The organism is Streptomyces sp. Rer75, assembly GCF_013414305.1.
In the GTDB taxonomy this organism is placed as follows: domain Bacteria; phylum Actinomycetota; class Actinomycetes; order Streptomycetales; family Streptomycetaceae; genus Streptomyces; species Streptomyces himastatinicus.
This window is the reverse complement of the sequence record NZ_CP058693.1, coordinates 7,435,805-7,456,494: the sequence shown is the minus strand read 5'-3', so window position 1 is coordinate 7,456,494 and position 20,690 is coordinate 7,435,805. Positions and strand designations below refer to the sequence as shown.

The window sequence follows — 20,690 nt, the reverse complement described above, 5'->3', positions numbered from 1 at the left end:
CCCCCTTCGGCCAGGTCGAAGCTGAGAAGGTCGAAGCTCAGAACAGAACCCCGCCGATGATGGGCTCCCCGCTGTGCGCCTCCACCTCGTCGGCGGTCTCCTGGAGCCGCAGCTGTACGGAGATCAGCAGGTCGGCCTCTTCGTCGCTGAGCCCGTGGAGCGCCTCCAGCTGACCCGGGGTGAGCCCGTCGACGGGGAACCCGGCGGCCCGCAGGGCGTCCAGGCGCTGAGTGTCCGGCATGGTGTCGGCCCTCCCGGTGGGGGGTGGTGGGGGTTGTTCATCGTCGCTGTGCGGGCTCCGGCGCCGTACGCGCATCCCGTAGAGCCAGACCACCGCGCCGAGCACCGCGAGCGCCGGTCCGGCGGTCAGGAACACGAAGCCGACGCCCGACCAGCTCGCGAGCGCCGCGCCCAGCGGCGGGGCGGCCAGCTGGAGCAGCACCGGGAACGCGTTGGCGATCGCGGTGACCCGGCCGGTCAGCTCCGGGGGCGTCTCGCGGTGCAGTACGTACGGGAAGACGACCATGATCCCGGCGGCGGCGAAGCCGAGCACCCCGGCGATCGGCATCCACAGCCAGACCATGCCGTGGGCGTCGAGGCCCAGCCCGGTGCCGATGCCGCTGACCGCCGCGCCGACCACGATCTGGGCCACGCCCAGCACCACGAACGGCCCCGCCTCCATGGCGCGCCCGCTGATGGCCAGCGTGCCGAGCGCCGCGCCGAGCCCCACCGCGGCCACCACGTAGCCCAGGGAGGATTCGCCGACGCCCAGTTCGCGCATGGCCAGCGGGGAGAGGGTGTCGAAGGTGAGGACGAGGAAGAGGGTCGCCGCGACGCTGCCGATCAGCGCGATCAGCGCGGGGGTGCGGGCGATGAACCGTATCCCCTCGGCGATGTCGGCGCGCAGCCCGCTGGGTTCACCGTCGCCGGTCGGTGCCGTGGTCTTCGGGTCCGGCCGCCGCGGCAGCCGTACGGCGGACAGCAGGGCGGCCGAGACGACGAACGTCGCGGCGTCCACGATGAAGGCCGCCCGCACCCCGAAGCCCGCGATGAGCAGCCCGCTCATCGCCGGTCCTGCCACCTTGGCGGCCTGGTTGGTGAAGACCGTGAGCGACATCGCGGAGAGCAGGTCCTTCTCCGGGACGACGGAGCGCAGCGTGGACTGGTGGACGGGGTTGAACAGGGCCCCGAACGACACCTTGCACACCACGAGCACCAGCAGCACCGGCAGGTTGGGCGCGGCGAGATAGCCGAGCGCCAGCGCCGCGCGGATCAGATCGCAGCCCACCAGCACCCGTATCCGGTCGCTCATCCGGTCGGCGAGCGCCCCCGCCACCGGGGCGAGCGCCACCATCGGGACGGCCACCGCCACGCTCAGCGCGGCGAGCGCGCCCGCGCCGTGGCCCCAGGTGTAGGTGAGGAGGACGACGAGGGCGAGGTAGTCCAGCCAGTCCCCGACGCTGGAGATGGCCTGGCCGCCGTAGAGCAGACGGAAACGGGGGTGGCGCAGGGCTGCGGTGAGCGAGAGCCGTTCCATCACGCGCTCCTCTCGCCCGGCAGGGTGTCGTGCGACGGCGTGAACCGGTCGGCGAGCGCGCCGAAGGCGGCCACCAGCAGCTGGACGGTGTTCAGGGCGGACACGCTCAACCCGCGCCGCAGCCGGGCGTCCAGCGGCAGGGTGTCGAGGAGTTGACGGAGCGCGTCCCGGTGACCGGGGTCGTCCTCGGCGTGGCGGGCGAGCGTACGGAACGCGGCGCGCGGATGGCCGGTGCGCGCGCTCAGCCGCTCGGCCGCCCGGGGGTGCGGAGGGTCGCCCTCCAGTACGGCGATGTAGCCGAGCAGACAGACCGGGTGGAGGCGTTCGATCCAGAAGTACTGGGCACCCGCCAGCGCCGCCACCGGGGCGGGCGGAATCCGCCGCCAGGGCTCGCCGGGGTCATGGCCGAGGGCGGCCAGGTCCTCGCACACCCAGGCGTCATGGCCGCGCTCCTCGGGGATGTGGCGCGCCCAGTACGGGACGAGCGCGGCCGCCACCGGATCGGCCGCCCGGTCGGCCAGCTCCCGGCTGCGGGCGGCGGCCGCCTCCATCACGGGGACGGTCGCGCGGATGATCTGGTGCGTCAGATGCAGGTATTCGGGATAGACGGCGGCCGGGTCGGGCACCGCCCAGACCCGCGCCAGCGTCGCCCGCAGCCCTGGCCGCAGCAGCCCGATCCTGGCGTCGAGCGCGGCACCGGTGGTGGTCATGGCGCACCGCCCGCGTGTCGTCCGAGCGCGGCGAGTTCGCGGTATCCGTCGGTCCCATAGCGCCGCAGGAACGTCTCCGCCCCGCCCTCGCGGGTGAGCCCGGCGAGCCGCCGTTCCACCGCGCGCACGCCCGGCCGCTCCAGTACCTCTGTGGCCCGCGCGGCGGTCCCTGGCTCACCCAGCGCTCCCACGCAGGCGGCGCAGTAACCGTCACACCCCACGCCCGCGAGCGAGGCCAGATGGCGAGGGCCGAAGGCCCGGATGCCCCGCAGCAGTTCGCGCTCCAGAAGCCGTTCGCGGATCGTGGCCCAGGCGTCGTGGGCGATGTGCCCGAGCCGCAGATGGGCGGGGAGCCGCCCGAGGGCGGCGGCGTCGACCACGTCCTGGTTGCAGCAGGCCACGACGCTGCCGTCGAAGCACACGACCGGCCATGCGGCCAGCGCACAGGGCGCGGGCACAGTGCCCCGATGCCCGGTGGCGGCCCCCGGCTCCGGGAGCCAGGTGCGGGCTCGCCCGGCGCGCTTGACGACGGTGACCAGGATCGGCGCCCGGTCGTCCAGCTCGCGGCGGATGTCCTCGGCGGCCTCCCGCAGATACGGATCGTCAGGGGTGCGGCCGGTGAGCTGGACGCTGACGTCCTTGCCCTCGTCCAGGAGCCGCCGCAGGACGCGCAGCACCGCGGCGCGCGGCACCTCGCGTTCGTGGAAGGCGTCGACGCTGGCGGCGAAGTGGTCCACCGCGTCGATGGCCCGCCGCACCGGCGCGGGGATCCGGCCGTGGGCCGCGAAGAACATGCCGGACAGCAGCTGGGTCCGGCCGCCCACGTCCCGTACGCGCTCCGCGATCTCCCGGACCAGTGGGGGCCGCAGCAGCGGTTCGCCGCCCGTCAGCAGGACGTATGCGGGGCGGTCGGCCGGGGTGAACGTCCCGACGAAACGCTTCAGCACGGCGGCGTCGATCTGTTCGCTCCCCATTGAGGAGGCGGTCGAGCAGTGCGCGCAGGCGAGCGGGCAGCGCCGGGTGACGGTCAGCAGGACCGCGGCCGCCGGTTCGGCACGGGCCGCGAGCAGGTCGAGCAGATGCACTGGACCACTCCCCCCGGTTCCGTCCTGGCATGTGACCCAAGGGCAGCTTGGGCCGGGCCGCTTGGACGCCGGTTTGCGGGCGGTTGCGCACCTCTTGTGCCCACGCCCCGCACCCAACTCCTCAGACGTCTGAGGACTTCTGCTAGAGTCCGCGAGGCCATCGGACATGATCAACAGCCCGCCGGGAGAGATGAGATGGCGGAAGCCTCACAGCTGCGGCACGGCCGCGTGGTGCCGCAGGTCGAGAGCGCGCTGCGCACGATGCTCGCCGAGGGGCGCTGGCGCCCCGGCCAACGCCTCCCCAGCGAGGTGACCCTCGCCGCCGAGCTCGGCGTCGGCCGCTCCTCGGTGCGCGAGGCCGTCCGCCTGCTGGCCCACGACGGCCTGCTGGACGTACGCCACGGCTCGGGCACCTACGCCGCCGAGGAGCCGCGGGAGGCGCGCGACGTACGGCAACTGCTGCGCCGCGCCCGACTGCTGGAGGTCTACGAGGTCCGCCGGGCGCTCGAGGTGGAGGCCGCCCGGCTGGCCGCGCGACGGGTCCGCCCCGAGGACCTCACCCGGCTCACCGACGACCTGAAGCGCCGCCAGAAGGCGGCCGGAGCCGGTCCCGCCGCCTTCGTGGACGCCGACCTCGCTTTCCACCGCACGGTCGTGGAGCTGTCCGGCAACGCCGTGCTGCTCGGCCTGTTCACCTCCGTTCTGCCGGTGCTGCGCGAGGAGCTGGTCGAGATGGTCGTCCACGAGACCGGGCTGCCCGATCTGACGTGCGCCCATACGGCGCTGCTGGACGCCCTGGCGGACGGCGACCCCGACGCCGCGATCGCCGCCACCGTGAAGAACCTGGAATCCGTGATGACGCTCATCGCCGAGGAGGCACCATGACGCGCACCCCCGTCCTGAGGGCCGACGACGTCGACGTGGTCCGCGACGGCAGCCACCTGCTGCGCTCGATCTCGCTGACCGTCCGCCAGGGCGAGCACTGGGCCCTGCTCGGCCCCAACGGCGCGGGCAAATCCACCCTCCTCAGCCTTCTGGGCGCGCACGCCCACCCCACCCGGGGCGCGGTGGAGGTGCTGGGCCGCACCCTGGGCCGGGTGGATCTGCGGGAGCTGCGCGCGTACGTGGGCCATGTCGACCCCCGGCATCCGCTGCGCTCCCCGCTGCGGGCGCGGGACGTCGTGCTGACCGGGCTGACCAACACCGTCGAGCCGGTCCCCCGCCGCCACCCCGACCCCGCCCAGCGCGAGCGGGCCGAGCGGCTGCTGACCACCCTGGGCATGGCCGACAAGCTCGACGCGCGCTGGCCGACGCTCTCCCAGGGGCAGCGCGGCCGGGTGCTGATCGCCCGGGCCCTGATGCCCCGGCCCCGGCTGCTGCTGCTCGACGAACCGGCCACCGGCCTCGACCTGGCCGCCCGCGAACAGCTCCTGGACAGCCTGGACGCCCTGCGGCTCGCCCACCCGGAGCTGGCCACGGTCCTGGTGACCCACCACCTGGAGGAGCTGCCCGCGTCCACCACGCACGCGATGCTGCTGCGCGACGGGCAGTGCCTGGCGTCGGGCGCGGTGGACGAGGTGGTGACCACCGACGCCATCACCAAGTGCTTCGACCACCCGGTCCGCATCACCCGCACCGACGGCCGCTGGACGGCCCGTACCACGACGAGCACCCCTCACCCGGCCACCAGCGCGGCCATGGCCTCGGCCGACGCGGGGGCCAGCCGGTAGATGCCCTGCACCCCGTGGGAGCGGGTCAGCTCACCGTCCACCACGTGCTTCAGACGGCGCTCACCGCGCCGGGACCGGAAGGTCAGCTCGGTCAGGAGCCCGGGCGGCACCGCCCGGTCGAAGCGCAGCGGCGAGCCGGGCGGCCCGAGCAGCACCTCGGTCGTGACCCCGGCCTTCAGCCCATCCCAGCGCACGATGCGGACCCAGTCCTCGGTGGCGGTCCGCTCGCCGAACGTCTCGTACGGAAGGATCCGGCCGACCTCCATCCGGCCGAGCGCCCACAGCCGCTTGCGGTGGGCGCGCACCGGATAGATGTGGTCGCCCTCCTTCACCCCGGCCCGTACGAAGCTCGGCTGCGACTGGAACGGCCCCCCGAAGAGGATGACCAGACGCTCCCCCTCGTGCCCCTGCCGCCCGAGGTGGCGGCAGACATCGTTGGTCCACAAGGTCGTATACGCGTTGGCCATGCCCCGGACGCTAACCGGGGGGGGTACGACAGCGCAGGCTCAGGACACCGGGCGGGAGTCCGACCAGACGCTTTCGAACTCCTCGCGGTAGGTGCCGAAGAGCCCGCCGTCGCCCTCGTTCGGGTCGCGCCCGTCGCGCACCACCTCGCGGCCGCGGCCGCCGCCGCGCAGGACCAGGACCGGGGCCTCCATGCCGCGGGCCTTGCGCAGGTACGACTGGACGACCGCGAGGCCGTCGGTGCCGTCGCCGTTGACCAGGTAGGCGGTGAAGCGGGGGGTTTCGTCGAAGACGTGGATCTCGAAGGCCCCCGGGTCGCGCAGGGCGGCGCGCACCCGGCGCATGTGGAGGATGTTCATCTCCACCGAGCGGCTCAGCTCGCCCTTCTTCAGCCCCAGCTCGCGCTCCCGCCGCCGGACCGCGCTGCTCGCGGGGTTGAGGAAGAGCAGCCGGGTGCGGCAGCCGGACTCGGCCAGGCGGACCAGGCGGCGGCCGGAGTAGTTCTGGACCAGGAGGTTGAGTCCGATGCCGACCGCGTCCAGCCGGCGGGCGCCCGCGAACAGGTCCTCGACGGGCAGTTGCCGCTGGAGCCGCACCCGGTCGGAGTGGACCCCCACCACGTCCGCGTACCGGTCGCCGACCAGGTCCTCGACCGCGTCGATGGGCAGCCGGTCGGTGGAGGGGTTTCCGGTGCCGCTGCCGAGGATCTCCAGCAGCCGGGCCGAGGCGCGCTCGGCCTGGGCCAGCACGGTCCCGGACAGGGCACGGTTGCGGGAGACGACGTTACGGGCGACCTCCAGCTCGTCCAGGGCCAGCTCCACCTCGCGCCGGTCGTCCAGGTAGGGCTCGAAGCACGGCCAGTGCTGGACGAGGAGTTCGCGCAGCTGGGGCAGGGTGAGGAAGCTGAGCACATTGTCGTCGGCCGGGTCGAGCAGGTAGCCCTTGCGGCGGCTCACCTCCCGGACCGCCACGGCCCGCTGCACCCACTCCTGGCCGGCCGGTCCGGCGGCGGCGATGACCCAGTCGTCGCCGTGGACCGGTTCGTAGATCGGCCGGAGCACCGCGCCGACCACCGCGCGCAGCCGCTGTTCGACCAGATTCAGCCAGATGTAGGCCCGCCCGGCCCGGCGTGCGCGCGTCCGCACCTCGTCCCAGGCCTCGGCGCCCCAGTCCAGTTCCGCTCCGATCTCCATCGGACGCACCAGGGACACCGCACCGGGGGGTGCCTCGGTGGAGCCGTCACCCCCGGGACCTCCGTCACCAGGGGGCAGCTCCAGCCCGCCCGAGCTCACCTGTGCACCGCCTTCCGCCCCCGCTCCAACGATCACCGCAGACTACTGCTCGGGCGGAGGCGGTGCGACACTCCGGTCGGCCTGAAGGTCAACCTTATTCTTCTGTATGACCGTTGTGACGGGCGAGTGCAGGGGGCGTAAGGGGACTCATCGCGGTCACGTCGCGGGGCGCGAGCTGGAAGCCCTGCCAGTGCACCGGCATCGGTTCCTGGTCCTCATCACGGGCGATGTGGTGGAACCCGATGTTGACCCACACCACGGGATGGGTGAGCGTCTGGCCGTTGACCCACTTGTCGACACTCTTACCGGCCCCGGCGCCGCAGTTCGCCAGATTGTTGCTCGCAAACTGTTCACATTTGTTGTACTGCGTGAAGTAGACGTCGTGCTTGGTGTAACTGCGTCCCTGGTACTTGGTGGTGTGGCCGGGCACGATCTCGTAGCTGCGCGGATGGCCGTCCTTGTTCTTGCCCGCCGTGCTCACCACGCGCCACCAGCGCGCCCCCGCCGCGTCGCCCGCCAGCTCCTTGCCGACCGGGGTGCGGGTGGTCTTGGTCGTGGGGATGCGCCCGGCGGTGGCCGTGGTCTTGGAGTCGTACTGCTCGACCTTGGCTCTAGGCGAGCCGTCGAGGCCGAAGTTCAGCCGCCAGAAGACGTTGTGGGCGTGGCTGGTGGCGTAGTCCTTGGCGCCCTTGCCGATGGGCCAGCCGCGGCCGTCGCCCGCGTCGTAGTCCATCGGGGAGAGCGTGCCGGTGGCGCCGACCTGCATCGACATCGTGCCGTCGCCCGCGAACCGCCACTCGGTGACGTACTCGTACCAGCCGACCTGGTTGACGGTGTAGACCAGCAGGTCCTTGCCCTGGGCCTGGTAGAGCTTCCGGCCGTCGTTCATGCGGTAGGCGTGGCCGCGGGCCCGGGTGGTGGCGCACAGCCCCTTGACGTCGGGATGGTCGGGATCCCAGGCGTCCGGCACCCGCACGGTCTTGATGGTGCCGCCGGGGCATTCGGCCGGGTTCAGCTGTTGCAGCCCCTGGGCGAAGCCCTGGCCGGTGAGGTCGTCGTACTCGTGCTTGCCGTCGTCGTACGGGACATGGATCTGGCCGAGTTTCGCCGACGTCAGCACCTTGATCGGGCGGGCTTCGCCCTTGGGCTGGTACGAGACGTTGTCGAGGACCAGCCCGGCCTTGCTCTCGTAGTGCCAGCACATCCGCCAGGTGGTGCCGCCGTCCAGGGTCTCCTGGATCGTGTACGCGGCGCTGCACTCCGCGGCGGCCGCCGTGGCCTTGGCCGGTACCCGCGGCGCGGCCTGGGCCGGTCCGGCGGCGACCGCCGCCGAGCCGACCAGCGCCGAGGCGCCGAGGGCCGCCGCGAACCGGGCACGGGCCCGGCGCAGCCTTCTTTCACGCATGGGTGACTCCTGTCCTGAGGATGCGAGAGTGCGGGGGTGAGGGGGTGCGCGGAGCCGGGGGCTATGCGCCCAGCCGGGCGACGGACCGGGCGCTCAGGTCGATCACCAGCTGCCGGGTGTCGATCCAGGGGCCGCCGCCCGCCACCTTGGTGAACAGCCGTACGCAGCGGTGCTTGCCGCAGTCCCGGGTGGCGGCGGGGCCGGGGCCGTCCACGCCCGTGCGGTAGACGAAGCCGGTGACGGTCAGCTGGTCGGGGCTGGTCAGCGTCTTGCCGGTGGCGTCCTTGAAGTCCTTCTTCAGCTCCTGGCCGAGCGTGTCGGCGATCAGGAGCCGGGCCGCCTCGCGCGCCTCGTCCCGGTTGGGCGGCGGCTGGACGCCGCGCTGGGTGTCGGTGCGCTCGACCTTGCCCGAGCCCAGGTCGACGGTCTTCGTCACATAGGTGTCGTCGCTGTAGTCGTAGTACGTGACGTCGGCCCGGCGGGGCGGGTCGGCGGCGCCGACCTCGTCGGGGGTCAGTTCGGCGAGGTCGGTGGAGAGCTGCTCCGGGCCCTTGCCGCCCGTGACGTCCTCGCCGCTCTCCCGGAAGGACTGGCCGAGCGTGAGCGTCCGGGCGCGCTTCAGCTCGGCATCGGTGAGCGGGTCCCGGCCCTTGCCGGTCTTCCCCTGGGCGGGCGCGGACTCGACCACGCCGGGCAGCTGGCGGGCCGCCTGCCCCTGCTCCGCCGCGGAACCCTGCGGTCCGCCGCCCGACCCCTCCCCGCCGGACGCGCTGTCCGGCAGCGTCACCCCGATCATGACCGCCGTCGCCGTGGCGGCCACGGCCGCGCCCGCCAGCACTCTCCCCAGATGGCGATGGTTCACCGTGCGCACATTCTTCCCCAATCCCCCCTGTCGCCGCATCAAGATGTATGCACCCGCATAACCGGATATCGCATACGTCAAGGTCACCCGGTAGGACGAACCGATATGGCCGTAGGTTGCCTCCCCTTCGAGGAAGTTCCGCTGAAACCGCCGCTCTCCCGCCCAAGTTGGGAAAGGATGCGTCGTCGGTCGGTTCCGGCCGGGGCCCGCGGTGCTCGCGGCCCCGGGAGAAGAAGTGGAAGAGTCGGCGTATGCAGGTCTGGCCGGGACACGCTTATCCCCTGGGCGCCACGTACGACGGCGCCGGAACCAACTTCGCGGTGTTCTCCGAGGCCGCCACGCGGATCGAGCTGTGTCTGCTGCACGACGACGGCTCCGAGACGGCGGTCGAGCTGCGCGAGACCGACGCGTTCGTCCGCCATGCCTATCTGCCGGGCATCATGCCGGGCCAGCGCTACGGCTTCCGGGCCCACGGCCCGTACGAACCGGAGCAGGGCGACCGCTGCAATTCCGCCAAGCTGCTGCTGGATCCGTACGCCAAGGCCATCAGCGGCAAGATCGACTGGGGCGAGGAGGTCTACGGCTACCACTTCTACCGGCCGGACAAGCGCAATGACCTGGACTCGGCGCCCCACACGATGGCCTCGGTCGTGGTCAATCCGTACTTCGACTGGGGCGACGACCGGCCGCCGCGCACCGACTACCACCGCACGGTCATCTACGAGGCCCATGTGAAGGGCCTGACGATGCGCCATCCGCGGCTCCCGGAGGAGCTGCGCGGGACCTACGCGGCGCTGGCCCATCCGGCGATCATCGAGCATCTGACGGAGCTGGGCGTCACCACGCTGGAGCTGATGCCCGTACACCAGTTCGTCCACGACCACCGGCTGGTCGACTCCGGGCTCGCCAACTACTGGGGCTACAACACCATCGGCTTCTTCGCCCCGCACAACGCCTACGCATCCTGGGGCGACCGGGGGCAGCAGGTGCTGGAGTTCAAATCGGCGGTGCGGGCGCTGCACCAGGCGGGCATCGAGGTCATCCTCGACGTCGTCTACAACCACACCGCCGAGGGCAACCACCTGGGCCCGACGCTCTCGTTCCGGGGGCTGGACAACGCCTCGTACTACCGGCTGACCGAGGACCGGCGGTACTACATGGACACCACCGGCACCGGGAACTCCCTGCTGATGCGGAGCCCGCACGTCCTCCAGCTGATCATGGACTCGCTGCGGTACTGGGTGACCGAGATGCGGGTGGACGGCTTCCGCTTCGATCTGGCGGCGACGCTGGCCCGCCAGTTCCACGAGGTGGACCGGCTGTCGTCGTTCTTCGACCTGGTGCAGCAGGACCCCGTGGTCAGCCAGGTGAAGCTGATCGCCGAGCCGTGGGACGTCGGCGAGGGCGGCTACCAGGTGGGGAACTTCCCGCCGCTGTGGACCGAGTGGAACGGAAAGTTCCGGGACACGGTCCGCGATCTGTGGCGCGGTGAACCGCGCACCCTGGCCGAATTCGCCTCCCGGCTCACCGGCTCCTCCGACCTCTACCAGAACGACGGCCGCCGCCCGCTCGCCTCCGTCAACTTCGTCACCTGCCACGACGGCTTCACCCTGCGCGACCTGGTGAGCTACGACGCGAAGCACAACGAGGCCAACGGGGAGTCCAACCAGGACGGCGAGAGCTACAACCGCTCCTGGAACTGCGGCGTCGAGGGCGAGACCGACGACCCCGCGGTGCGGGCCCTGCGCAGCCGCCAGATGCGCAACTTCATCGCCACCCTGATGCTCTCCCAGGGCGTGCCCATGCTCAGCCACGGCGACGAGTTCGCCCGCACCCAGGGCGGCAACAACAACGCGTACTGCCAGGACAACGAGACCTCCTGGGTGCGGTGGCCCGTCCCCGGCAAGGACGCCGCCGAGGGCGACCGGGAGGCCCTGGAGCTGCTGCGCTTCACCCGCTCGCTGATCTGGCTCCGCCGCGACCACCCGGTCTTCCGCCGCCGCCGCTTCTTCCACGGCCGCCCGGTGGAGGGCACCCACGACGAGCTGTCCGACATCGCGTGGTTCACCCACGAGGGCGAGGAGATGCGCCAGCGCGACTGGCAGGCCGCCCACGCCCAGTCCCTCGCGGTGTTCCTCAACGGCAACGCGATCTCCGAGCCGGGGGTGCGGGGCGAGCGCATCACCGACGACTCGTTCCTGCTGCTGTTCAACGCCCACCACGAGCCGCTGGACTTCGTCGTGCCCGTCGACCACGGCAAGCAGTGGCAGGTCATCGTGGACACGGCGGTCCCCGGGGGCGTGGAGCCGGGCAGCGGCCAGAAGGTCGCCGCGGGCGACCGGCTGACCCTGGTGGACCGCAGCCTGATGGTCCTCCAGCGCCCGGCGTGACGCGGATCCGGGGCCTCAGCCGTAGGGCGTGTCCGGCTCTCCGGGCCGCTCGAAGTAGAAGCCGCGCGGCCCCTCCTGCTCGCCGGTGCCCCCGCCCCCGCACAGACACGGCGCGTCCCGTCCCTCGACCAGCCCGCTGCCGTTGAGGACGCGCTTGCCGTCGAAACGGCGACCGCTGGAGCCGAACAGGTGCGTGCCCCGGCCCAGCCGCATGATTCCCGCCACGACGCCCACCGCCGGAACGGGCAGGCCGCCGGACACGAGCCGGACGTAGAAGAAGAGGTTCCGCTTCTCCCGTGCCGCGGGGCCGGTCCACAGGGCGACCGTCACCGCGGCCTCGTCCCCGTCCGGTACGCAGCCGCGCACGTAGTACGGCTTGGCCACCGGCGCGGCCGTGTAATGCCAGAGCGCGGCGGCGACGGCACGCTGCGCGCGGGAAACGCACAGCGGGGAACAGATCGGCTGGTCACCCAGGACGGGCACTTCTGCATCCCCCCACGACGGACGGTGGCGTTCTCGGCTCAGCGGACCGTGACCGCGGACTTTACCGTGCGGCGAACGCCGGGTCCGCGCCGCGGCGGAACGCGCCATACCGGCACCCCCGGTGCGCCCGGACGGGGGTGCGGCATCTCATCGGGCGCCCCGCGTGGGTACGTACGTTCATATGACGGCTGACCACACCGTGCCCACCGCCACCTATCGGCTTCAGCTCCAGCCCGGTTTCCCCTTCGCGGCCGCCGAGCGGGCCGTGCCGCATCTGGCCTCGCTCGGCGTCTCCCATCTGCATCTGTCGCCCGTGCTGGAGGCCCGGCCCGGGTCGTCGCACGGCTACGACATCGTGGACCACACCGCCGTACGGGCGGAGCTGGGCGGCGAGCGGGGGCTGCGCGCCCTCGCCCGTACGGCCCGGGCGCACGGCCTCGGGCTGATCGCCGACATCGTGCCGAACCACATGGCGGTGCCCGTCCCGGAGTGGCTCAACGGCCCGCTGTGGGAGGTGCTGAGGGACGGGCCCGAGTCGCGTTACGCGCGGTGGTTCGACATCGACTGGGCCGAGCACGGCCGCAAGGTGCTGCTGCCCGTGCTCGGCGGGCCGCTCGGCGACGAGTGGGAGCGGCTGCGGCCGGGCGACGACGGGGTGCTGCGCTACGACGACCACGCGTTCCCGCTGCGGCCCGGCACCGAGCGGCTGCCGCTCGCCGAGATGCTGGACGCCCAGTGGTACCGGCTCGGCTGGTGGCGGCTGGCCCGCACCGAGCTGAACTACCGCCGCTTCTTCACCATCTCCGAGCTGATCGCGGTGCGCGTCGAGGACCCGGAGGTCTTCGACGCGACCCACGGCACGCTGCTGGGGCTGCTGCGCGACGGGGTGCTCGACGGGCTGCGGGTGGACCACCCGGACGGCCTCGCCGACCCCGAGGGCTACCTGCGGGCGCTGGACGGGGCGGTGCGGGCGGCGACGGGCGGCGAGGGCCGCTGGACCGTCGTGGAGAAAATCCTCGCCCGGGACGAACCGCTGCCCGCCCACTGGCCCGTCGCCGGGACGACCGGCTACGACGCGCTGCACCACATCGACGGCCTCTTCGTCGACCCGGACGGGCTGGAGAAGCTGACCGCGGCCTACCGGAGTTTCACCGCCGCCCCGCCGGACCGGGGCGGCGAGTGGGCGGCCACCGTCCGCCGCGCCGCGCGGCACGTCGTGACGCACGAACTGGCCGCCGAGGTGGAGCGCCTGACCCGCACCGCCTCCCGGATCTGCGCCGCCTCGCCGCCGCTGCGCGACCACGCGCCCTGGGCCCTGCGCACGGCGATCCGCGCGCTGCTGGTCCGGCTGCCGGTGTACCGCCCGTACGCCACCGTCACCGCCCCGGCGGCCGAGGCGGACGGGCAGATGCTGCACCGGGCCGCGGAGGACGCCCGTACGGCCTTCCCCGCCTTCGCGGTCGAAGGGGAGCGCCGGGCGGTGGACACCGTACGGGACGCGGCGCTCGGCAGGCTCGGCGACGGCCCGGACCACCGCGACTTCTGCGCCCGCTTCGCCCAGACCGCCGCCGCGCTGCGCGCCAAGTCCGTCGAGGACACCGCCTTCTACCGCTACACCCCGCTGCTCTCCGCGGCGGAGGTGGGCGGCGACCCGGGGCACCCGGCCGTCTCCCCCGGGGAGTTCCACGCCTTCGCCGCCCGTCTCCTGCGTGACTGGCCCGCTACCGGCACGGTGCTGTCCACCCACGACACCAAGCGCAGCGCCGACGTACGGGCGCGGATCGCGGCGCTCACCGAGTCCCCGGCCCGGTGGGGGCGGCTGCTGGCGGACCTGTCGGCGCACCCGGAAGCCCCCGATCCACAGCTCGCCTGGACGGCCTGGCAGACCGCGCTCGGCCTGGGCGCCGCGGACGCGGAACGCCTCGTACCGGCGGTGCTGAAGGCGGTCCGGGAGGCTGGGCTGCACACGACCTGGACCGAGCAGAACGCCGCGTACGAGGACGCCGTGACCGCCTTCCTGGAGGCGGGCCCCGGCGATCCCGCCTCCCGGGCGTGGGCGGCGCTGGACGCCTTCGACGCCGACATCGCCGCCCCCGCCCGGGTCAACACGCTCGGCGCGGCCCTGCTGCACCTGACCATGCCGGGTGTGCCCGACCTGTACACGGAGACCGAGCGCGGCTACCGCGCCCTGGTCGACCCCGACAACCGCCGCCCGCCCACCCTGGACACCCCGGCGGCCGACGGGCTGTCCGCCGAGAAGCTGCTGCTCACCCGGGCGGCGCTGCGGCTGCGCCGCGACCACCCGGAGTGGTTCGGCCCCGGGAGTTCGTACACGCCCCTGATCGCCGCGGGCCCGGCGGCCGCCCACTGCCTGGCCTTCTGGCGAACGGCCCCTGAGAGCCGCGACGGGGGCGCGATCACCGTCACCACCCGCCTGTCCCGGCGCCTGGCGGAGGCGGGCGGCTGGGACCCTCACACCCGCCTCCCCCTCCCTCCCGGTCCCTGGCGGGACCTGCTGACCGACCGCACGACCGAGCGCCCCGCCCCGCTCGGCGATCTGCTGGACCGGCTCCCGGTGGCCCTCCTGGTCCGTACCTGAGGTGGTCCGTACCCGAGGTGGGCCGTACCTGAGGACGGGCGCGCGGGTTCGCGTCCTGAAGCATTTACAGTCACACCCCCGCGCGCTACGTTCACAAGGAAATTGGGAGCGCTCCCATATCGACGGTTTCTGATCCGATCACGTCGAAGGGAAGACCAGCGCAATGGCTCGACGATTACTCGCCCCCGCACGCCCCCCACACCCGCCGGGCAGCCCCCGCGCCCGCAGATCCGTCCTGCTGGTACTGCTCTCCGTACTGCCCGCCCTGGGTCTTGTCTTCTTCTCCGGAGGCAGCGCCTCCGCCCACGGCGCGCCCATGGCGCCGGGCAGCCGCACCTATCTGTGCTGGAAGTACAGCCTGTCCAGCACCGGTGAGGTCAAGCCGACCAACCCGGCGTGCAAGGCCGCGTTCGACAAGAGCGGCGCGACGCCGTTCTACAACTGGTTCGCGGTGCTCCGCTCGGACGGTGCGGGCCGGACCAAGGGCTTCATCCCCGACGGCAAGCTGTGCAGCGGCGCCGCCACCGTCTACGACTTCTCCGGCTTCGACCTGGGCAGCAGCTCCTGGCCGGTGACCCATCTGACCGCCGGCAAGTCGATGCAGTTCTCGTACAACGCCTGGGCCGCGCACCCGGGTTCGTTCCGCAGCTACGTCACCAAGAGCCCGATCGACCCGACGAAGCCGCTCACCTGGAACGACCTGGAGGACCAGCCGTTCGACACGGTGACCAACCCGCCGCTGTCCGGCCAGGTCGGCACGGTCGACGGCAAGTACACGTGGAACGCCACCCTGCCCTCGGGCAAGAGCGGGCGCCACATCATCTACACCGTCTGGACCCGCTCGGACAGCCAGGAGACCTTCTACAGCTGCTCCGACGTGGTCTTCGACGGCGGCAACGGCGAAGTGACCGTCCCCGGCGCCGGCTCCGGCGGCGGCAGCGACCCCACCAACCCGCCCACCGCCAAGTGCACCGCGACACAGAAGACCACCGGCACCTGGAACGGCGGCTACCAGGCCGAGGTGACGGTGTCCAACACCGGCGCCACGCCCATCTCCTCGTGGATGGTCGACTGGACCCTGCCCTCCGGCCAGCGGGTCGACAGCGTCTGGAACGGCAAACTGACCACCACCAGTACGGCGGCCTCGGTCACCAACGCCGACTGGAACGGCTCCCTGGCCGCCGGTGCCTCGACCACCTTCGGCTACGTCGCCAGCGGCGGCTCCCCGGACACCGCGGCCGCCCCGATCTGCATGGTGCACTGACCTCCCCGAAGCACCCCACCGAAGTGCCCCTGGCCCGCTCCGTGATCTGTCAGGTGCACCTCACCCAGCCGGTCTGCCGCCCCGTCCCCTCCGGACGGCAGACCGGCCCTGCGGTGTCCCACTGGTGCTTCCCGCCTCACACCCCGCCTACTGTGCTGGCATGGCGACGATCAAACAGGTGTCGTTAGGCGTGAACGACGACAAGAGGGCGAGCCGGTTCTGGCGTCAGGCGCTGGGATACGTGCAGCGACCGCCGCGCTACGAGGAAGATGACTGGATCGTCTTGGAACCGCCCCCAGGCGCATCCGGTGTCGCCATCGCCATGGACGTGAGCGAAAGTCCCGCGGAGGCATTCCCTCGTATCCACTTCGACCTGGACGCCGGTGACCGCGATCTGGAGGACGAAGTGGACCGCCTTGTGGCCCTGGGAGCGCGGCCTGTCGACTGGCCGCACTATCCGGAAACCCCGCCTCCAGGAGCGCGGCCGTACGTGGTGCTGGCCGACCCGGAAGGCAACCGGTTCTGCGTCGAGGGCCGTCGTCGGAGCTGAGTTCCGTTGTTCGCATGGATACGCCGCACCCCGAGGTGGGGCTGGTCCTGGGGCCCTTCGTGCGCCCCCGTCTCAGGCGAGACCGCGCTTGGCGCGCTCGGCTTCGATGAGTTCTTCGGTGAGCTCCTCCGGATCCACCGTCCATTCGGGATCATGGAGGTCGTCGAAGTCCTGCCCGCTGAGGGGGAGGCCGAGGTCGGTGAGCCGGGCGGACAGCTGGGAGAAGGCGGTCCGTTCGTCGGGCTCGTCCTGGTAACGGGCCCTGTCGGCGGCACACGCTTCGGCCAGGGTGCTGCCCGCCATGCTCCAGTACGAGAACTCGGTGTCGAGCTCGATGACGGGCCAAGGGCCGTCCGTGGGCTCGTCGGGGTGCAGCCAGTAGCCGATCCAGCCCTTGCCGCCTTCTGCGACGAGCTTGACGTACGTGGCCATCGCGGCGGCTCCGGCGTTGATGGCCTGCATCTCGGGGTCGGCGCGTTCCGCTTCACTGAGATAGCTGATGTCGAGGAGCGGGCTGAGCTGTCCGGATCCGAAGAACGTGAGGTCGAGAAGCTCGCTGAAGCCGGTGCGGTTCTCCCACTGCGCCACCAGCATCGTGCGCAGGTCGTCCGGGATCGGACGGCCGTCCAGACGCTCGCGGGAGAACTCGGCGAGCCGTTCTTCGTACATGGTCCCTCGTCATTCGTCGGAACTCGTGGAAGCAGGATGGTCAGATGACTTTAAGGTCACCCCCTGACAACCGGCCCTGCCGAGCAGGGTGACGAACGCGGCGGCCGCGCCGGTGAGGCGGACTCGGGAGAACGCCGTCACCTCGCGGCGCCACGGTGGGTCCAGGGGCAGCGTCACGCAGTCCTGCCGCGTCGCCGCGTGCGCGGCGGAGATGAGGACCCCGACCCCGGCGGCGGCCATGCTCACGGCCGTGGAGCTGTGTTCCGTGTCGACGGCGGTGCGCGGGGTGAACCCGGCGCGTTCGCAGGCCAGGTCGAGGAAGCGGCGGCCGTCCACGACGGGTTCCAGGGCGCAGCGCACCCAGTCGCGGTCGGCCAGGTCGGCGAGGCGTACGACGGGCCGTCCGGCCAGTGGGTCGTCCGGGGCCACGACCGCCACCACTTCCTCCTCGCCCAGGGACACCACGGGCCCCGGCCAGCCCTTCGGGCGGTGGCCGACCGCGAGGTCCGCGACACCGTGTTCCATGGCGTCGCGCAACTCCTCGCCGGTGGCGTACTCGTGCACCACCAGGCGCATGCCCGGGCGTTCGCGGCGCCAGCGGGCGAAGAGGCCGGGGAGGACGCCGTAGGCGAGGGCGTGGAGCGTCGCGAGGTGCAGTTCGCCGCCCTCCGCCCCGGCGGCGGCGTGTGCGGCGCGCCAGGCCCGGCCCGCGCTGCGCACCGCCAGTTCGGCGTGCGGGAGGAAGGCGCGCCCCATGGGGGTGAGCCGTACGCCGCGCGGCAGGCGCTCCAGCAGCGGGCCGCCCGCCTCCCGTTCCAGGGCCTTGATCTGGTGGGAGAGCGCGGACTGGGTGACGCCCAGCAGTTCGGCGGCGCGGGTGAAGGACGCCTCCTCGACGACCGTGACCAGGTATTCCATCTGACGTAGGCTCATGCGGCTCCCCCAGGGCATGAAGGTTGTTCATGGGATGCATAAGGACAATGCCTTGGACTCATGGCGCTGTCGAGGCGGAGTCTGGGGGCATGCCTGAGCATGAGACGGACGTCATCGTCATCGGGGGCGGCACCGGCGGTTACAGCACCGCGCTGCGCGCCGCCGCCCTGGGCCTGCGGGTCGTCCTCGCCGAGCGGGATCTGATCGGCGGGACCTGTCTGCACCGCGGCTGCATCCCCAGCAAGGCGATGCTGCACGCGGCCGAGTTGGTGGACGGGATCGCGGAGGCGCGCGAGCGCTGGGGGGTGAAGGCCACGCTGGACGCGGTGGACTGGGCGGCGCTGACCGCGACGCGCGACGACATCGTGGCCCGTAACCACCGCGGGGTGGAGGGCCATCTCTCCCACGCGGGTGTCGAGGTGGTCCGGGGCGACGCCGCGCTCACCGGTCCCCGTACGGTGCGCATCGCGCGGCACGGGGAGCCGCACGCGGAATGGACCGCGCGCCGGGGTGTCGTCGTGGCCACCGGGTCCCGGCCCCGCACCCTGCCGGGCCTGACGCCGGACGGGCGGCGGGTCGTCACCAGCGACGACGCGCTGTTCGCGCCCGGCCTCCCGGCGTCCGTGCTGGTGCTGGGCGGGGGCGCCATCGGGGTCGAGTACGCCTCGCTGCACCGTTCCATGGGCGCGCGGGTGGTGCTGGTCGAGGCGGCGGACCGGCTGCTGCCGCTGGAGGACGCCGATGTCAGCCGTCATCTGACGCGCGGGTTGAAGAAGCGCGGCGTGGAGGTGTTGACCGGGGCCCGGCTGGAGGCGGCCGAGCCGTACGAGGACGGGGCGCGCGCCACGGTCCGTACGGGGCGCGGCGAGGTGCGCGAGCTGGACGTCGAGCGGCTGCTGGTCGCCGTCGGCCGCGCGCCGGTGACGGACGGGCTGGACCTGGCCGCCGCCGGGCTCGCCACCGACGGGCGCGGCTTCCTCGCGCCCGCCGACTGGTCGCGGCTGGAGACGGCGGTGCCGGGCGTCCACGCCGTGGGCGACGTGCTGCCGCCGCCGTCCCCGGGGCTGGCCCACGCGTCGTTCGCGGAGGGGCTGTTGGTGGCCGAGACGCTGGCGGGCGGCTCTCCCCGGCCGGTGGACTACGACGCGGTGCCGCGCGTGACGTATTCGAGCCCGCAGACCGCCTCGGTGGGGCTTACGGAGGCCGAGGCCCGGGACCGTACGGGCGGCGAGGCCGTCGCCAACACCATGCCGCTGACCGCCGTCGCCAAGGGCATGGTGCACGGGCAGGGCGGGATGGTGAAGGTGGTGACCGAAGGGCCGGGCGGCCGCGTCCTCGGCATCCATCTGGTGGGCCCGCACGTCTCGGAGATGATCGCCGAAAGCCAGCTCGTCGTCGGCTGGGACGCCGAACCGGCCGATGTGGCCCAGCACATCCACCCGCATCCCACCCTCTCGGAGGCGGTCGGCGAGGCGTATCTGACGCTGGCCGGGCGGGGGTTGCACCAGCAGTAGCGGCATCAGCGGTGACGGAAATGGCGTGGACGGGGGCCCGTTGGCCCTCTTAGAGTGCGCATCAACGCCCGTGAGACGAGGAAGGAGGCGTCGAGCCATGCGTACGTTCGTCATTCCGCGCTCCCGCCCCTTCCCTCCAGGGCGTACCCCCGTCTGATCAGGCGATCCGACCGGGAGCGCACACCTCCTGGAAGGAACCCCATGACCGGACTGGTCATCCGCGCGCTCACCGAGAGCGACGCGCATCTGTTTCACGCACTGTCCGTCCCCGCGCTCGTCGGCCGGGGCCGCTTCGGGCACACCTACGCCACCGTCGGCCAGGGCGGTGACTACCGCCCGGAGTGGACCTGGGTGGCGCTGCGCGGGAAGCGGGTCGTGGCCCGCGCCGCGTGGTGGGGCGGGCCGGACGACGACGCGCCCATCGCCCTGGACTGGTTCGACTTCGCCGAGGGCGAGGCCGATGCCGCCGCGGAGCTGCTGCGCACCGCTCCCCTGCGCACCGAGTACGCCCTGCTGGCGCCGCCCGGATGGCGCGACCGGCCGGACGAGAGCGCGGCAGTGCGGGCCCGGGTCGACGCGGCCGTGGCGGGCGGCCTCAACCCCCTGGTCGAGCGCTACCGCTACGAGTGGACGCCCGACCTCGGGGTGCCCGAGCGGCCGGGGCGGCTGGTGTTCCGGCCGGAGCCCGACGACGCGGTGATCGCCGACGTACTGCGCCGCGTCCACCAGGGCACGCTGGACGCGCACGACCGGCGGGCCATCGCCGAGGGCGGCGTCGAGGCCGCGGTCCGCGAGAACCTGCGGCTGTTCCACTGGTTCCCGTCGCCCCGCGACTGGTGGCGGCTGGCGTGGACGCCGGGCGGGGAGGTGGTCGGCATCCAGGTGCCCGCGCACAATCCGGTCGGGCCGTGCGTCGGCTTCATCGGGGTCGTGGCCGGGCAGCGCGGCCACGGGTACGCGTACGACCTGCTCGTGGAGTGCACCCACGACCTGGTGGAACGGGGCGCGACGAGGATCGCCGCCGCGACCGACCGGGGCAACCGGCCGATGGCCGCGCACTTCGCCAGGGCGGGCTACCCCATCACCCAGGAGCGCATCGACCTGGTCTGACACCCCGTCTGGCCGGTGCCGCCCTGCTGCGCGCCCGGTGCCGCATCCCGCAGCATGGTCACGAACCCGTCCGCGTGACGATGTGAGGAGAC

General features: G+C 72.7%; 18 protein-coding genes. 8 read left to right on the top strand and 10 right to left on the bottom strand.

The features are described 5' to 3' along the window. Positions 1-37: 37 nt before the first annotated feature. The 3 genes from HYQ63_RS32100 to HYQ63_RS32090 are packed head-to-tail and all read right to left on the bottom strand — an operon-like array spanning position 38 to position 3,332. Positions 38-1,537 carry an MFS transporter gene (locus HYQ63_RS32100; RefSeq protein ID WP_179937294.1) on the bottom strand — a complete coding sequence of 500 codons (1,500 nt, stop codon included), beginning with the start codon at positions 1,535-1,537 and terminating at the stop codon, positions 38-40. Then, a complete protein-coding gene (locus HYQ63_RS32095; RefSeq protein WP_179937293.1) occupies positions 1,537-2,247 on the bottom strand; it encodes an iron-containing redox enzyme family protein in 711 nt (236 codons plus the stop codon). The genes HYQ63_RS32100 and HYQ63_RS32095 overlap by 1 nt, the downstream gene beginning before the upstream one ends. After that, a complete protein-coding gene (locus tag HYQ63_RS32090; protein ID WP_179937292.1) occupies positions 2,244-3,332 on the bottom strand; it encodes a radical SAM protein in 1,089 nt (362 codons plus the stop codon). The genes HYQ63_RS32095 and HYQ63_RS32090 overlap by 4 nt, the downstream gene beginning before the upstream one ends. Positions 3,333-3,527: 195 nt before the next feature. Between HYQ63_RS32090 and HYQ63_RS32085 the strand changes: the two genes are divergently transcribed. Further along, the gene (locus tag HYQ63_RS32085; protein WP_179937291.1) at positions 3,528-4,217 is read left to right on the top strand and encodes a FadR/GntR family transcriptional regulator; all 690 of its coding nucleotides are present in this window, start codon (positions 3,528-3,530) and stop codon (positions 4,215-4,217) included. Further along, the gene (locus tag HYQ63_RS32080) at positions 4,214-5,062 is read left to right on the top strand and encodes an ABC transporter ATP-binding protein (RefSeq protein WP_179937290.1); all 849 of its coding nucleotides are present in this window, start codon (positions 4,214-4,216) and stop codon (positions 5,060-5,062) included. Before HYQ63_RS32085 ends, HYQ63_RS32080 begins: the two co-directional genes overlap by 4 nt. On the opposite strand, the gene HYQ63_RS32075 is transcribed toward HYQ63_RS32080, so the two are convergent. The 4 genes from HYQ63_RS32075 to HYQ63_RS32060 form a co-directional block, all read right to left on the bottom strand. Beyond that, a complete protein-coding gene (locus HYQ63_RS32075; protein ID WP_179937289.1) occupies positions 5,008-5,529 on the bottom strand; it encodes a hypothetical protein in 522 nt (173 codons plus the stop codon). The genes HYQ63_RS32080 and HYQ63_RS32075 overlap by 55 nt on opposite strands. 39 nt (positions 5,530-5,568) lie before the next feature. Next, entirely contained in the window at positions 5,569-6,819 is a 1,251-nt protein-coding gene (locus HYQ63_RS32070; protein ID WP_179937288.1) for an SAV2148 family HEPN domain-containing protein, read from the bottom strand. 94 nt (positions 6,820-6,913) lie between these two features. Then, complete coding sequence (locus tag HYQ63_RS32065; RefSeq protein WP_179937287.1) at positions 6,914-8,224, bottom strand: copper amine oxidase; 1,311 nt, start codon at positions 8,222-8,224, stop codon at positions 6,914-6,916. A gap of 61 nt (positions 8,225-8,285) precedes the next feature. Beyond that, a complete protein-coding gene (locus tag HYQ63_RS32060) occupies positions 8,286-9,095 on the bottom strand; it encodes a Tat pathway signal sequence domain protein (RefSeq protein ID WP_257232275.1) in 810 nt (269 codons plus the stop codon). 242 nt (positions 9,096-9,337) lie between these two features. Between HYQ63_RS32060 and glgX the strand changes: the two genes are divergently transcribed. Continuing rightward, positions 9,338-11,476, top strand: coding sequence for a glycogen debranching protein GlgX (gene glgX, locus HYQ63_RS32055; RefSeq protein ID WP_179937285.1), 2,139 nt, complete (start codon positions 9,338-9,340; stop codon positions 11,474-11,476). A gap of 15 nt (positions 11,477-11,491) precedes the next feature. Here the strand turns inward: glgX and HYQ63_RS32050 are convergent, their stop codons facing one another. Then, positions 11,492-11,959, bottom strand: a complete 468-nt coding sequence (locus tag HYQ63_RS32050) for a hypothetical protein (protein ID WP_179937284.1) — start codon at positions 11,957-11,959, stop codon at positions 11,492-11,494. A 181-nt stretch (positions 11,960-12,140) separates the two neighbouring features. On the opposite strand from HYQ63_RS32050, the gene treY reads away from it, so the two are divergent. From treY to HYQ63_RS32035, 3 genes are all read left to right on the top strand, one after another. After that, positions 12,141-14,558 carry a malto-oligosyltrehalose synthase gene (treY, locus tag HYQ63_RS32045; protein WP_179937283.1) on the top strand — a complete coding sequence of 806 codons (2,418 nt, stop codon included), beginning with the start codon at positions 12,141-12,143 and terminating at the stop codon, positions 14,556-14,558. A gap of 163 nt (positions 14,559-14,721) precedes the next feature. Continuing rightward, entirely contained in the window at positions 14,722-15,822 is a 1,101-nt protein-coding gene (locus HYQ63_RS32040; RefSeq protein ID WP_179937282.1) for a lytic polysaccharide monooxygenase, read from the top strand. 160 nt (positions 15,823-15,982) lie between these two features. Beyond that, a complete protein-coding gene (locus tag HYQ63_RS32035; protein ID WP_179937281.1) occupies positions 15,983-16,372 on the top strand; it encodes a VOC family protein in 390 nt (129 codons plus the stop codon). Positions 16,373-16,444: 72 nt separating this feature from the next. On the opposite strand, the gene HYQ63_RS32030 is transcribed toward HYQ63_RS32035, so the two are convergent. Further along, on the bottom strand, positions 16,445-17,041 hold the full coding sequence (locus tag HYQ63_RS32030; protein WP_179937280.1) for a hypothetical protein: 597 nt from the start codon (positions 17,039-17,041) through the stop codon (positions 16,445-16,447). 9 nt (positions 17,042-17,050) lie between these two features. After that, positions 17,051-17,974 carry a LysR family transcriptional regulator gene (locus HYQ63_RS32025; RefSeq protein WP_179937279.1) on the bottom strand — a complete coding sequence of 308 codons (924 nt, stop codon included), beginning with the start codon at positions 17,972-17,974 and terminating at the stop codon, positions 17,051-17,053. Between the two features lie 89 nt (positions 17,975-18,063). On the opposite strand from HYQ63_RS32025, the gene lpdA reads away from it, so the two are divergent. Both lpdA and HYQ63_RS32015 read left to right on the top strand, forming a co-directional pair. After that, positions 18,064-19,488, top strand: coding sequence for a dihydrolipoyl dehydrogenase (lpdA, locus tag HYQ63_RS32020; protein WP_179937278.1), 1,425 nt, complete (start codon positions 18,064-18,066; stop codon positions 19,486-19,488). 201 nt (positions 19,489-19,689) lie between these two features. Beyond that, positions 19,690-20,598, top strand: coding sequence for a GNAT family N-acetyltransferase (locus HYQ63_RS32015; RefSeq protein ID WP_179937277.1), 909 nt, complete (start codon positions 19,690-19,692; stop codon positions 20,596-20,598). Positions 20,599-20,690 lie beyond the last annotated feature (92 nt).

Bases quoted from the DNA above. Each gene is read 5' to 3' on its own strand.
- HYQ63_RS32100 (WP_179937294.1), bottom strand. From the start codon at position 1,537: ATGGAACGGCTCTCGCTCACCGCAGCCCTGCGCCACCCCCGTTTCCGT.
- lpdA (WP_179937278.1), top strand. From the start codon at position 18,064: ATGCCTGAGCATGAGACGGACGTCATCGTCATCGGGGGCGGCACCGGC.
- glgX (WP_179937285.1), top strand. From the start codon at position 9,338: ATGCAGGTCTGGCCGGGACACGCTTATCCCCTGGGCGCCACGTACGAC.
- HYQ63_RS32065 (WP_179937287.1), bottom strand. From the start codon at position 8,224: ATGCGTGAAAGAAGGCTGCGCCGGGCCCGTGCCCGGTTCGCGGCGGCC.
- HYQ63_RS32040 (WP_179937282.1), top strand. From the start codon at position 14,722: ATGGCTCGACGATTACTCGCCCCCGCACGCCCCCCACACCCGCCGGGC.
- HYQ63_RS32030 (WP_179937280.1), bottom strand. From the start codon at position 17,041: ATGTACGAAGAACGGCTCGCCGAGTTCTCCCGCGAGCGTCTGGACGGC.
- treY (WP_179937283.1), top strand. From the start codon at position 12,141: ATGACGGCTGACCACACCGTGCCCACCGCCACCTATCGGCTTCAGCTC.
- HYQ63_RS32025 (WP_179937279.1), bottom strand. From the start codon at position 17,974: ATGAGCCTACGTCAGATGGAATACCTGGTCACGGTCGTCGAGGAGGCG.
- HYQ63_RS32035 (WP_179937281.1), top strand. From the start codon at position 15,983: ATGGCGACGATCAAACAGGTGTCGTTAGGCGTGAACGACGACAAGAGG.
- HYQ63_RS32085 (WP_179937291.1), top strand. From the start codon at position 3,528: ATGGCGGAAGCCTCACAGCTGCGGCACGGCCGCGTGGTGCCGCAGGTC.
- HYQ63_RS32075 (WP_179937289.1), bottom strand. From the start codon at position 5,529: ATGGCCAACGCGTATACGACCTTGTGGACCAACGATGTCTGCCGCCAC.
- HYQ63_RS32080 (WP_179937290.1), top strand. From the start codon at position 4,214: ATGACGCGCACCCCCGTCCTGAGGGCCGACGACGTCGACGTGGTCCGC.
- HYQ63_RS32015 (WP_179937277.1), top strand. From the start codon at position 19,690: ATGACCGGACTGGTCATCCGCGCGCTCACCGAGAGCGACGCGCATCTG.
- HYQ63_RS32095 (WP_179937293.1), bottom strand. From the start codon at position 2,247: ATGACCACCACCGGTGCCGCGCTCGACGCCAGGATCGGGCTGCTGCGG.